The organism is Peptoniphilus sp. KCTC 25270 (assembly GCF_021012875.1).
In the GTDB taxonomy this organism is placed as follows: Bacteria; Bacillota; Clostridia; order Tissierellales; family Peptoniphilaceae; genus JAJMZJ01.
This window is the reverse complement of record NZ_JAJMZJ010000001.1, coordinates 545,599-557,496: the sequence shown is the minus strand read 5'-3', so window position 1 is coordinate 557,496 and position 11,898 is coordinate 545,599. Positions and strand designations below refer to the sequence as shown.

The 11,898-nt window shown below is 35.0% G+C and carries 10 protein-coding genes; all 10 read left to right on the top strand.

Going from position 1 to position 11,898, the window contains the following annotated elements; all coding sequences use genetic code 11:
• Positions 1–67 precede the first annotated feature (67 nt).
• The 10 genes from rpmE to LQU94_RS02630 all read left to right on the top strand — a co-directional run bounded on the left by rpmE (position 68) and on the right by LQU94_RS02630 (position 11,878).
• Positions 68–265: a 50S ribosomal protein L31 gene (gene rpmE, locus LQU94_RS02675; protein ID WP_230635008.1), complete on the top strand. Its 198-nt coding sequence runs from the start codon at positions 68–70 to the stop codon at positions 263–265.
• Between the two features lie 48 nt (positions 266–313).
• Positions 314–1,222, top strand: a complete 909-nt coding sequence (locus LQU94_RS02670; protein ID WP_230635006.1) for a DUF1385 domain-containing protein — start codon at positions 314–316, stop codon at positions 1,220–1,222.
• Complete coding sequence (prmC, locus tag LQU94_RS02665; protein WP_230635004.1) at positions 1,213–2,064, top strand: peptide chain release factor N(5)-glutamine methyltransferase; 852 nt, start codon at positions 1,213–1,215, stop codon at positions 2,062–2,064. The genes LQU94_RS02670 and prmC overlap by 10 nt, the downstream gene beginning before the upstream one ends.
• Positions 2,057–3,130 carry a peptide chain release factor 1 gene (gene prfA, locus LQU94_RS02660; protein WP_230635003.1) on the top strand — a complete coding sequence of 358 codons (1,074 nt, stop codon included), beginning with the start codon at positions 2,057–2,059 and terminating at the stop codon, positions 3,128–3,130. The genes prmC and prfA overlap by 8 nt, the downstream gene beginning before the upstream one ends.
• Positions 3,131–3,227: 97 nt before the next feature.
• On the top strand, positions 3,228–3,773 hold the full coding sequence (locus LQU94_RS02655; protein WP_230635001.1) for a rubrerythrin family protein: 546 nt from the start codon (positions 3,228–3,230) through the stop codon (positions 3,771–3,773).
• A 103-nt stretch (positions 3,774–3,876) separates the two neighbouring features.
• Positions 3,877–5,268 carry a tRNA (N6-isopentenyl adenosine(37)-C2)-methylthiotransferase MiaB gene (gene miaB, locus LQU94_RS02650; RefSeq protein ID WP_230634999.1) on the top strand — a complete coding sequence of 464 codons (1,392 nt, stop codon included), beginning with the start codon at positions 3,877–3,879 and terminating at the stop codon, positions 5,266–5,268.
• Positions 5,252–7,879, top strand: coding sequence for a DNA mismatch repair protein MutS (gene mutS, locus LQU94_RS02645; RefSeq protein ID WP_230634997.1), 2,628 nt, complete (start codon positions 5,252–5,254; stop codon positions 7,877–7,879). Before miaB ends, mutS begins: the two co-directional genes overlap by 17 nt.
• On the top strand, positions 7,876–9,726 hold the full coding sequence (gene mutL / locus LQU94_RS02640; protein ID WP_230634995.1) for a DNA mismatch repair endonuclease MutL: 1,851 nt from the start codon (positions 7,876–7,878) through the stop codon (positions 9,724–9,726). The genes mutS and mutL overlap by 4 nt, the downstream gene beginning before the upstream one ends.
• Positions 9,727–10,656, top strand: a complete 930-nt coding sequence (gene miaA / locus LQU94_RS02635) for a tRNA (adenosine(37)-N6)-dimethylallyltransferase MiaA (RefSeq protein ID WP_230634993.1) — start codon at positions 9,727–9,729, stop codon at positions 10,654–10,656.
• Positions 10,646–11,878: a methionine gamma-lyase family protein gene (locus LQU94_RS02630; RefSeq protein ID WP_230634991.1), complete on the top strand. Its 1,233-nt coding sequence runs from the start codon at positions 10,646–10,648 to the stop codon at positions 11,876–11,878. Before miaA ends, LQU94_RS02630 begins: the two co-directional genes overlap by 11 nt.
• Positions 11,879–11,898: the final 20 nt, after the last annotated feature.

The following is an 11,898-nucleotide window of genomic DNA, read 5'->3' as shown; positions in this document are numbered from 1 at the left end:
ATGCTATACTATACAAGTTAGTTGTTTATATTCATTTAACAGAAATTAAAAAAAAGGAGTGTGCACAATGAAAAGTGGTATTCATCCTGAATACAAAAAAGCGACAGTGACCTGTGCTTGTGGCAACACATTCGAAACAGGCTCTGTCAAAGATGAACTTAAAGTTGAGATTTGTTCTGAATGTCATCCATTCTATACTGGTCGCCAAAAAGTAGCTGATACTGGTGGACGTATTGATAAGTTCAATAAAAAGTACAGAAGATAATGATTTAGGTTCGTTGAAAAACGAACCTTTTTTAATAAGGAGTTCTAGATGAAAAAGAAAGGTTTCAAAACAACCATTGAAGGCCAAGCGCTAATTGAAGGCGTGATGATGAAAGGGCCAAGTAAGACTTCTTATGCCGTTCGTAAACCGGATGGAGAGATAGAACTTAAGATTAAGGAAAATCATTCCTTAGATGAAAAATATAGAATACTAAGGCTTCCCATCCTTCGAGGAGCTTTCAAGCTTGTTGAAGCAATGGTCGTTGGAACAGAAGCTCTAACCTATTCAGCTTCTTTTTGGGAAGAAGAACCTGAAGAAATTAAAAGTGAACGAAGAACAAAGATAGAAGATGGAATTACGATTTTATTTTCTTTTGTATTGGCTATTTTTTTATTTATGGTATTGCCAAGCGTTGTAACTTCTTTGGGAAAAGAATTCATTCAAAACACGGTTGGTCTAAATCTGATTGAAGGTATTCTTAGACTGGTTGTATTTTTTATTTATCTGTTCGTTATATCAAAAAACAAAGATATTTATAGAGTATTCCAATACCATGGAGCAGAACATAAAAGCATTGCGTGTTATGAAGATGGGTGTGATTTGACAGTAGAAAATGTCAAAAAATATTCTAGAATGCATCCTAGATGTGGGACGAGTTTTATTTTTATGGTACTATTGCTTTCCATTTTATTTCTATCTTTCTTTGGGTGGCCCAATTTTGTGGCTCGAATTTTAATTCGAATTCTATCCTTTCCTGTTATTGCAGGGATTTCCTATGAATTAAATCGCGTTGTTGGTCGTTATGACAATCCAATCACGGCGTTATTGAGATGGCCAGGTCTAATGATTCAAAAAATAGCAACCGTAAAGGAACCAGATGAACAACAAATTGAAGTAGGAATAGCTTCTCTTGTAGCCGTTTTACCAGCAGAAGGAGAAAATGATTTGTGGAAATAAATAAACTTGTGCAAATTGGTCTAGAAGAACTAGATCCAGTATTAAAAAATCCATTGGATGAAGTTTATAAAATTTTAATAGAAAAATTTCAAGTTTCTAAGTTAGATATTCTTATGAATCGCTCCCTTGAAATCTCTAATCAAGAGAAAGAAGAATACCTTAGGATTCTATCTCGTAGAAAAAAACACGAACCTTTGGAGTATATTCTACAAAAAGCATATTTTATGGGAATGCCATTTTATGTAAATCAAAATGTTTTAATCCCAAGATTTGATACAGAAAGATCGGTTGAAATATTAGTAGACTATTTAGAAAAGGAATCCTATCATTCTATGCTGGAAATTGGTGTAGGAAGTGGGTGCGTATCGGTTTATTTGGCTCATAAATTTCCTCAATCAACGTTTTTAGGTGTAGATATTAGTGAAGAGGCATTGGAAGTTGCCAATAAAAATAAGACGGATTATAAGGCGTTAAATTTGGATTTGTTTCAAAGCGATTTATTCGAAAATGTACATGGTACATTTAATGTTATATATTCCAATCCTCCCTATATTCCAACAAGTGATATGGAAGATCTGGAGCCATCTGTGCTAGAATATGAGCCTCAAATGGCTTTAGACGGCGGCTTGGATGGATTGGTTTTTTATAAAGAGATTGCTTCTAAGGGAAAAAAATACTTAGATGACAATGGCGTTTTGGTTTTTGAAATTGGTATTCATCAATTGGAAGAAATAAAGGCGATTTTAGAAAAAGAAGGATTTGAAAATGTAAGTTATTCCCTAGATTATCAAGGGATCCCAAGAGTTGTTTGGGGAGAGTGGAGAGGTGAATGTTATGTATGATCGTTTGTCGGTGTTTGAAGATCGCTATGTAGAATTGGAAAAACAAATGATGGATGTAAATGTAATAAATGATAGCGAAAAATTACAAAGTGCTGCTATCGAACATGCTGAAATTGAACCAATTGTTAAGGCTTACAGAAAATATAAAACTACAAAAGAAGAGTTGGAAGAAAATAAGAGTTTATTTGATGAAAAACTGGATTCTGAAATGAGGGATTTGGTAAAAGAAGAAATCAAAGAAGCGGAATCTGCATTGGAAGAATTAGAAAATGAGCTAAAGATTTTGTTAATTCCAAAGGATAAAAACGATGATAAAAATGTAATTTTAGAAGTTCGCGGTGGCGCTGGTGGCGATGAAGCGGCACTATTTGCGGGAACTTTATTGCGTCAATACATTCACTATGCAGACTCCAAGGGCTGGAAATCAGAGATGCTTTCCAGTAATGAAATTGGAATTGGAGGCTATAAGGAAGCCATCATCATGATAAGAGGAAAAGGGGCCTTTTCTCGTTTGAAATATGAATCGGGTGTTCACCGTGTGCAACGTGTGCCTGAAACAGAAAGCTCTGGTCGTATCCATACTTCTACCGCAACAGTCATAGTAATGCCTGAAATTGATGAAATTGAAGTAAATGTGAACCCAAATGACATTCGTGTGGATGTATTCCGTTCTTCTGGAAATGGTGGTCAGTCTGTAAATACAACTGACAGTGCCGTTCGTATTACCCATATTCCAACGGGAATTGTAGTAAGTTGTCAAGATGAAAAAAGCCAGTTGAAAAACAAGGACAAGGCAATGAAAATTTTGAAAACAAAATTGTATGATTTGGAATTGTCGAAACAAAACGATGAAGTGAGCCAAGAAAAGAAAAGCCAAATTGGCTCAGGAGATCGTTCAGAGCGAATTCGTACCTACAATTATCCTCAGGGAAGGGTAACAGACCATAGAATCAATTATACAAGTCACAGAATTGAGGAAATCAATAATGGTGGATTGGATGATTTAATCGATGCTTTAACAGCGGCAGATCAAGCTTCGGCGATTGAAAATCTCCAAAACAATTAAAACCTATAAAATGAATGTATATTATGATTGTATTTTTTTGAACAATCGATTATAATAAATTTGTAAGCATGAAATTGGTTTTTAGGAGGTATATGAAATGAATCACATGACACAAGATAATTTACGCTCAGCTTTTGGTGGCGAAAGTCAAGCTCACATGAGATATACAATTTGGGCTGATGTAGCTCGCAAAGAAGGTTTCCCAAATGTTGAGAGACTATTTAACTGTACAGCAGATGCAGAATCTGTTCACGCTAACTTACACTTCAAAGCTCTTAAAGATGTACATGGAGATTTTCCAGTTGTAAGCATGGCTGGTTTTGGTATTGGAAATACAGCAGAAAACTTGCAAAAAGGTATCGATGGAGAAATGTTCGAAGTAGGACAAATGTACCCAGCATATATCGAAGTTGCAAAAATGCAAGGGGAAGAAAGCGCTGTAAAAGCTATGGAATATGCAGTAGGTGCTGAAAAAGTTCATGCTGAACGTTATGAAGAAGCAAAAAAAGCTGTTGAAGCTGGAAATGACTTAGATGCTGAAAACATCTTGTTATGCCCAGTTTGTGGTTATATTACATTTGATGCAGATGAAGAAATTTGCCCAATCTGCAATACAAAATCAAAAGCATTTGTTGCTTACTAATTCATATTGAATCGTATGAAAAAAGACATACTTTGGTATGTCTTTTTTTGTTGCCAATCTTATCCTATAAATATGGTATAATATAATTTTAGTGGAGGAGATTATGACAAATACATTAAACAAAGAATTAAATGTTTTTATTGATAAAGTAAAAGATAACCATGGGGGAGAAAAATTTATGATTGAGACCCATGGATGTCAAATGAATGAACATGATTCGGATAAAATTAAATGGCTAATGGAATCTATGGGCTTTGTGTCTACAGAAGATGAGAAGGAAGCAGATTATATTATTATTAATACTTGCTCTGTGCGCCATAGTGCAGAAGATAAGGTTATTGGTAGATTAGGCAGATTGAAGCATCTGAAAAAAACAAAAAAAGATTTGCGAGTAGGGGTTTGTGGTTGTATGATGCAGAGGAAAGTTTCTAGAGATTTTGTCTTAGAAAAATTTCCTTTTGTAGATTTGATTTTTGGTACAAACAATATTTATCGTTTGCCACAATTGATTTTAGCGAGTGATGAAGACAATGACGTCCATGTTGAAATTGAAGAATCCTATTCCAATTTGGACAATAAGCTAAGAACAAATATTACAAATAACCAATCGGCTTATATCAATATTATGTATGGATGCAACAACTTCTGTACGTATTGTATCGTTCCTTATACAAGAGGAAGAGAGGTAAGCCGTGAGTTAGAAGATATTTTAGATGAAGCAAAAGCCTTGGTAGAGGACGGAGTCAAAGAAATTATTTTGTTGGGACAAAATGTAAATTCCTACGGAAAATCTTTGGATAATCCAATTTCTTTTGCAGAATTATTGAGAGCTTTGCATGAAATTGAAGGCTTAGAGCGGATCAATTATATGACTTCTCATCCGAAAGATATCTCTGATGATTTGATTAATTGTTATAAAGATTTGCCAAAGCTAGCGAATTATTTACACTTACCAGTGCAATCTGGATCCAATCGCGTATTAAAATTAATGAATCGTCATTATACTCGTGAAGATTATTTTGAGATCATTGATAAGGTTAGAAAGATTCGCCCAGATATAGCCTTGTCCACAGACATTATGGTGGGTTTTCCAGATGAAACCGAAGAGGATTTTTTGGACACTTTGGATTTGGTAAAGAGAGTTGAATACGATAATGCCTTTACCTTCCTTTATTCAAAAAGAGAAGGAACAAGAGCTTATGATATGGAAAATCAGATTCCCAAAGAGGTAAAAAGTGAGAGATTTAACCGTTTATTGGAAACGGTTTATGGGATTCAAAATAAGAAGAATCAAAAACTCGTTGGAACGGAACAAATGGTTCTAATTGAAGGACAAAGTAAAAACAATCCAGAAAAAATGACAGGACGTACGGATACTTTCAAATTGGTTCATATGCCTTATGATGAAAGTAAAATAGGAACGATGGTAAAAGTAAGGATTCAAAGTGCCAATACTTTCTCTTTAGAGGGTGATTTGATTGATATCGAAAAGTGATTTTTCTAGGCTAACGCCTGCCATGCGACACTATGTAGAAACAAAAAACAAAAATCCAGATGCCTTTTTGTTTTATCGAATGGGCGATTTTTACGAGCTTTTTTTTGATGATGCCATTGAGGTAAGCCGTTTATTGGATTTAACTCTTACAAAAAAATCTGGTGGATTAGAGGAAAAAATTCCTATGTGCGGCGTTCCTTTCCGAGTAGCTCAGCAATATGTGGGCCGCTTGGTGAATAAGGGATATAAAGTTGCCATTTGCGATCAAGTGGAAGATCCAAAAGAGGCAAAAGGGCTCGTGAAAAGAGAAATTACACAAATTGTAACTCCAGGAACATTTTCCGATACAGATTTTATTTCTTCCACAGAAATGAGATACATTATGGCTATCGCTTCAGAAAATCAAACTCTATCTATTGCTTATTGCGATTATCTTTCGGGAGAATTTCGATTTTTAGAGAATTTATTTTTTTCAGAGGAAGATAGAAATAGAATCATTCAGGAGACGATTCAAAGAATTCGTCCGGTTGAGTTACTAGTAATGGAAAAAGACCCTCTCTATTCTATTGTAGAAAATATTTGTAAACAGCAGAAATTTTTCATGCTCAATCCAATAGAGGAAGAAAACATTTATTCGAACACAAGTTCTAAAATTTCCAATTTGAGTTCCTCCATTGAAGAGTGGGGAAAAGAAAATCAAGTGCAATCTATTCTTCCTTGTAAAATGATTTTGCATTATTTGTCCCAAACACAAATGAGGTCCTTGGAACATTTAGGGCATATCACTTTGGATACCATGAATGAATCTATGATTCTTTCTGAAAATACTCGCTTAAATCTAGAACTAACGAAAAATATTGCAGAGTTTACCAAGGCAGATACATTGTTCGAATTATTGGATGAAACGCAAACCTCCATGGGTTCTCGCCGATTAAAAAAATGGATTGAAAAACCTTTGTTATCTATGGAAAGAATTCAAAATCGCCAAGATTTTATTTCTGCGTTACAAGAAGAGCGAATGATTCAAGATACCTTGAAAACGGAGTTGAAAAGTATTTATGACTTTGATCGCTTGGCCATTAAAATCTCCCAGCTGTCTTTGACTCCAAAGGATTTAGAACAATTAAAAAGAAGTTTCTATTCTATTGAGCAGTTAAAAAGAGAGTTGGAGTTATCAGAAAATCCTGTATTGATAGAATATGGTCAGAAAATTCAATCTACAGAGGATTTATATGGCTATATTTCTAAAAGAATTATGGAAGACCCTCCTATAAATTATGTGGATCAAAGGTATATTTTAGAAGGCTTTGATGAAGAATTGGATTCTCTCTTTGAAAAAAGCGAAGGGGGCGTTCAGTGGTTATTGGATTTAGAAAAATCCGAGCAAGAAAGAACAGGAATTAAGAATCTAAAAATTAAGTACAATAAGATTTTAGGATATTTCTTTGAAATTACAAAGTCCAATTTGGACATGACTCCAGAAGATTATATCCGTAAGCAGACCTTAGTTGGGTCCGAACGATTTTATTCGGTTGCCTTAAAAGAGCAGGAATCTCAGATTCTACATTCAAAAGAGCAGGCTCTTCATCGACAAAAAGAAATTTTGGAATCCATTCGAGAAAAGATTTTTTCTCATTTGTATGAAATTCAAAATTTAGCGGAAAAAATTAGCGAAGTGGATGCCCTTTTAGGGTTATCTCTTGTAGCCGATGAATATGGATATGTTAAACCGATTTTTAATATGGATCGAAAGATCTCTATTAAAGACGGGCGACATCCAATGGTAGAAAAAAATCATCGCAGCGCCTATGTCCCAAATGACGCAGAGTTAAGCGATGGCACTAGAATTCAAATTATTACAGGCCCCAATATGGCGGGAAAATCTACCTATATGAGACAATTGGCTCTGATTGTTATTATGGCGCAAATGGGAAGTTTTGTCCCAGCGTCTTATTGTGATTTGCCAATTATAGATCGGGTATTCACAAGAATTGGGGCGTCAGATAATTTAGCCAAAGGACAATCTACCTTTATGGTGGAGATGATGGAAGTGTCAGAAATTTTGAAAGATACAACTTCGGACAGTTTGATTTTATTGGATGAGGTAGGAAGAGGTACTTCAACCAATGATGGATTAAGCATTGCTTGGGCTACAGTAGAATTTCTATGTCAAAAAACAAAGTCCAAGGTTCTATTTGCTACGCACTATCATCAGTTAACGGAATTGTCAGAGAAATATGAAATGGTGGAAAATCTGACCATAGCGACAGAAGAAGTAGATGGAGAGATTCAATTTTTACGAAAAATGATTCCGGGAGAAAGCAATCACTCCTTTGGGATTGAAGTAGCAAAGTTAGCAGGAGTGAATCATTGGGTAATTGAAAGAGCAAATCAAGTTTTGAAGAAAATAGAAAAGGAAGACTCTTTTGGGAAAATAGGCGATGTTCAATTGGATTTTGATTCCATTTCTGTACAAAATTCTTCGAAAAACCCTGAAATAGAAAAATTTTTAGAGGATATTTCAAAACTCAATGTGAATCGAATGACTCCCATTGAGGCAATACAAATTTTGAATGAACTTCAGCTAAAAGCAGAAAGGATAGATGGATGAGGAAAATCAAGCCCTTAAGCAATCAAACCATTTCTCAAATTGCAGCTGGCGAAATCATTGATAGCCCTGCTTCTGTTTGTAAAGAACTGGTAGAAAATGCCATTGATGCAAAGGCAACAAAAATATTGATTCAAATCGGGGATGAGATAACAGATTCTATTCGAATCACCGATAACGGGATAGGGATATCCAAAGAAGATATTCCTATGGCTTTTCGTCGTCACGCTACGTCAAAATTAGAGAAAATAGAGGATTTTGAAGATTTATTTACGCTAGGATTTAGGGGAGAAGCCTTAGCAAGTATCGCTTCGGTGAGCCAAGTGGAACTTATTACAAAAACAGAAGAGGAAACCATTGGAACGAAAGTAGATGTAATCAATGGAGAAGTGGACCAAATTTTGCCAATTGGATCTCCTCAAGGAACTTCTATTTTAGTAAAAAATCTTTTTTACAATACACCTGTACGGAAAAAGTATTTGCGTTCTACTCGCAAAGAATTAGAAAGTATTTTAGATTTGGTTGAATCCATTGCATTGGGACATGACGAAATTTCTTTCCATTTAATATATAAATCAAAAACATTGCTGCATTCGCATCCTTCAAAAAATAAAAAAAATCATTTATTTTCTTTGTTGGGAAAAGATTATGCAGAAAATATGCTCCCGATTTCTTTTCAATCTGAGTCTTATAAGGTGGATGGATTTATATCGAATAATAGCATTCATCGTTCGAGACCAGACAAAGAGTATATTTTTGTAAATGGGAGAAAGGTAAAAAGTATAGAAATTTCGAAAGCGATTCGTTCTGTATATCATACCTTGATTCCTTTGAATCGATATCCGGTTTTTGTATTGTATCTTACTATAGATCCTGTTTTGGTAGATGTAAATGTACACCCACAGAAACAATATGTCCGTTTATCCAATGAGAACTATATTACAGATATTTTGGAGAAATTGGTTCGCGGAGTTTTATTTCCTCATCGCATAGTCCCAGAAACAAAATTTTATAATGAGAGAAAAGAAGCTCCTAAAGAAGAAACCGTGGTGAGAGAAACCATCTTTGACTTAGCGAAAGCAAAAAAAGAGGAGTCAGAGAAGAAAATACAAGCTTACGAAGAAGAAAAAGAAATTAAAGAAGAAATAGAACAAGAGTCAGAAGATAGAATAAGTGAAAAAGAACCAGTAGAAGTTCATGAAGAAAGCATTGCATTTCAAAAAATCAAAAATTACGATCCAGGTATTTTTGTAGAATCGATGGATTTATCCATTGATTCTATGGACTTTGTAGGGGTTCTCTTTAAGACCTATATTATTTTTGAAGATAAAAAGAATAAAAAAGCTCTTTTTATGGATCAACATGCTGCCCATGAACGAATTCTTTTTGAAAAATTCTACAAAGAGTTGTCTGAAAAACGTATAGAAAAACAAGTTTTGTTGGAACCCATTCGTCTTTCTTTGTCGAGAACAGAAAAAATGAAACTTATGGGAAATTTATCTTACTTTGATTCTTTAGGATTTACTTTAGAATGGTTTGGGGAAGAAGACGTATTATTGCGAGAAGTTCCTTATAGTGTTTTGGTTCTAGATTACAATTCTTTTTTGCGAGATGCCATTGCAGAAATTGAAGAGGGAACCAATGTGGCAGAAAAAAATATCTATAAAATTATGAGGATGGCTTGTCGAAAGGCAATAAAAGCAGGAGATGAGATGAATTCTTTAACGGCCATGAATTTGTTAAAAGAATTATTAGAAATGGATACTCCCTATTCCTGTCCCCATGGTCGCCCGACCATGATTGAAATGACCAACCAGTCTTTTGAAAAAATGTTTTTACGAGAGGTTTGAATGAAGAAAGTAATAATTATTACTGGACCAACTGGTTCAGGGAAATCTGATTTAGCCATAGACTTGGCACAAAAACTAAATACAGAAATTATCTCTGCAGATTCGGTTCAAGTGTATAAAGGCTTTGATATTGGATCGGCTAAGGTAACCAAAGAAGAGCAAGAAATGGTGCCACATCATCTCATTGATATTATGAATCCAGAAGAACAATATTCTGTGGCAGATTTTCAGCGAGATGCTACAGAGAAGATAAAAGAAATTTTGGCAAAAGGGAAAATTCCTATTGTCTGTGGTGGTACGGGGCTATATATTCATTCTCTCTTGTATGATCTAGATTTTTCTGAAGAAAAAGTAGACGAAAAATTACGGGAAGAATTAGAAAACATCTACCAAAGGGAAGGGGTAGAGGCGTTGGTAAAGCTTTTGGAAGAGCTAGATCCAGAGCGTGTAAAAACCATTGATCTAAGAAATCATAGAAGGTTGATTCGTGGAATTGAATTGGCGAAATCTGGAAAGAAAAACCATACAAAAAACCTTCGAAAGAAAAATGAACAATGGGAATCCTATTATTTTGTGGTGCGTCGTGATAGAGAAAAACTCTATGAGATTATCAACGAAAGAACAAAGAAAATGATAGGCCTTGGTCTTGTAGAGGAAGCCAAAACTTTGTATGAGAAATATGGTTTTGTTTCTCCTATGAGGACCATTGGCTATAAAGAAATGGTTTCTTATTTTGAAGGAGAATATTCTTTAGAGATGACAATAGAAAAAATCCAACAACATTCCAGAAATTTGGCAAAACGCCAATTAACTTGGTTTCGCAAGGAAGAGGATGCAATTTTTATTGACCGGGATGTTTATCCTAAAAATGAGGAGGCTGTGGAGTATATATTAAAGGTAGTAGAAGGGGAGAATGGACATGGAGAGTAGAAGAAGAATAGAAAAAGCAGAAGAAGAGTTAAGAGGATGCTTTTCAGATTTGGATTCCATTCTACATTTTAATCAAAAAAAAGTTTTGGATGCAATGCAATCCAATCGTTTGGCCTCTACTGATTTTCATTGGACAACGGGATATGGCTATGGAGACGTTGGAAGAGAAAAAGTAGAGAGCATTTACTCTAGAATTTTTCTTACTGAAGACGCTTTGGTACGTCCAAATATCGTATCAGGAACTCATGCCATTTCCTTGGTATTACACGCTTTAACAGAAAGCGGCGATGAGATTCTTTCTTTGTCAGGAAGTCCTTATGATACTTTGCAAAAGGTAATTGGTATTACTGGTGAGGATCCTTCTAGCTTGATTCAAAAAGGGAGAGAGTATAGAGAAATTCCTTTGAAAGATGGGAAAATGGATTTGGAGTCTTTCAATAAATTTTTCGAAAAAAGAAATCCTCAGCTTATAATAATGCAACGCTCTACAGGATATGGAAATCGCAGAGCCTTTACCGTACAAGAAATTCAAGAAGCAGTAGAGGAAGTAAGAAAATTTTCCCAAGCAACCATTTTTTTGGACAATTGCTATGGAGAATTTACAGAAATCAAAGAACCGACAGAAATTGGTGTAGATATTATGGCGGGTTCTTTAATTAAAAATCCTGGGGGAGGCTTGGCTTATACTGGTGGCTATATTGTAGGAAGAGAATCTATGATTGATAAAGTGGCCTCTCAATTAACAGCCCCTGGAATTGGAAAAGAATGTGGACTGACATTTGGTCAAACAAGAAATATATTAATGGGCCTATTTTTGGCGCCAGAAAGAGTCATTCAGTGTATAAAAGGATCCATTTTATTTGCAAAAATTTTTGAAGAAATGGGATACAAATGCATCCCAAGGTCTACAGATCCAAGAAGTGATATTGTACAATCTATTGAATTAAAAACCGGGGAAAACTTAGTAGAATTTTGTCGTTCGATTCAATCCAGTTCCCCTGTAGATTCCCATGTGACTCCTTATCCTTGGGATATGCCAGGGTATGTAGATCAAGTTATTATGGCCGCAGGAGGCTTTATAGAGGGCTCTAGCATAGAACTTTCAGCAGATGGTCCAATGAAAGAGCCTTATACCGTTTATTTCCAAGGGGGTTTAACCTATTCACACATTCGGATTGCATTAGAAAATGTGTTAAATATTTTCATAAAAAAAAGCAAGTGATCTAAATTCACTTGCTTTTT

What these genes read in the sequence shown, in the direction of transcription:
- LQU94_RS02670 (WP_230635006.1), top strand. Translation starts at nt 314, where the DNA reads ATGAAAAAGAAAGGTTTCAAAACAACCATTGAAGGCCAAGCGCTAATT.
- mutL (WP_230634995.1), top strand. Translation starts at nt 7,876, where the DNA reads ATGAGGAAAATCAAGCCCTTAAGCAATCAAACCATTTCTCAAATTGCA.
- prfA (WP_230635003.1), top strand. Translation starts at nt 2,057, where the DNA reads ATGTATGATCGTTTGTCGGTGTTTGAAGATCGCTATGTAGAATTGGAA.
- LQU94_RS02655 (WP_230635001.1), top strand. Translation starts at nt 3,228, where the DNA reads ATGAATCACATGACACAAGATAATTTACGCTCAGCTTTTGGTGGCGAA.
- rpmE (WP_230635008.1), top strand. Translation starts at nt 68, where the DNA reads ATGAAAAGTGGTATTCATCCTGAATACAAAAAAGCGACAGTGACCTGT.
- miaB (WP_230634999.1), top strand. Translation starts at nt 3,877, where the DNA reads ATGACAAATACATTAAACAAAGAATTAAATGTTTTTATTGATAAAGTA.
- miaA (WP_230634993.1), top strand. Translation starts at nt 9,727, where the DNA reads ATGAAGAAAGTAATAATTATTACTGGACCAACTGGTTCAGGGAAATCT.
- LQU94_RS02630 (WP_230634991.1), top strand. Translation starts at nt 10,646, where the DNA reads ATGGAGAGTAGAAGAAGAATAGAAAAAGCAGAAGAAGAGTTAAGAGGA.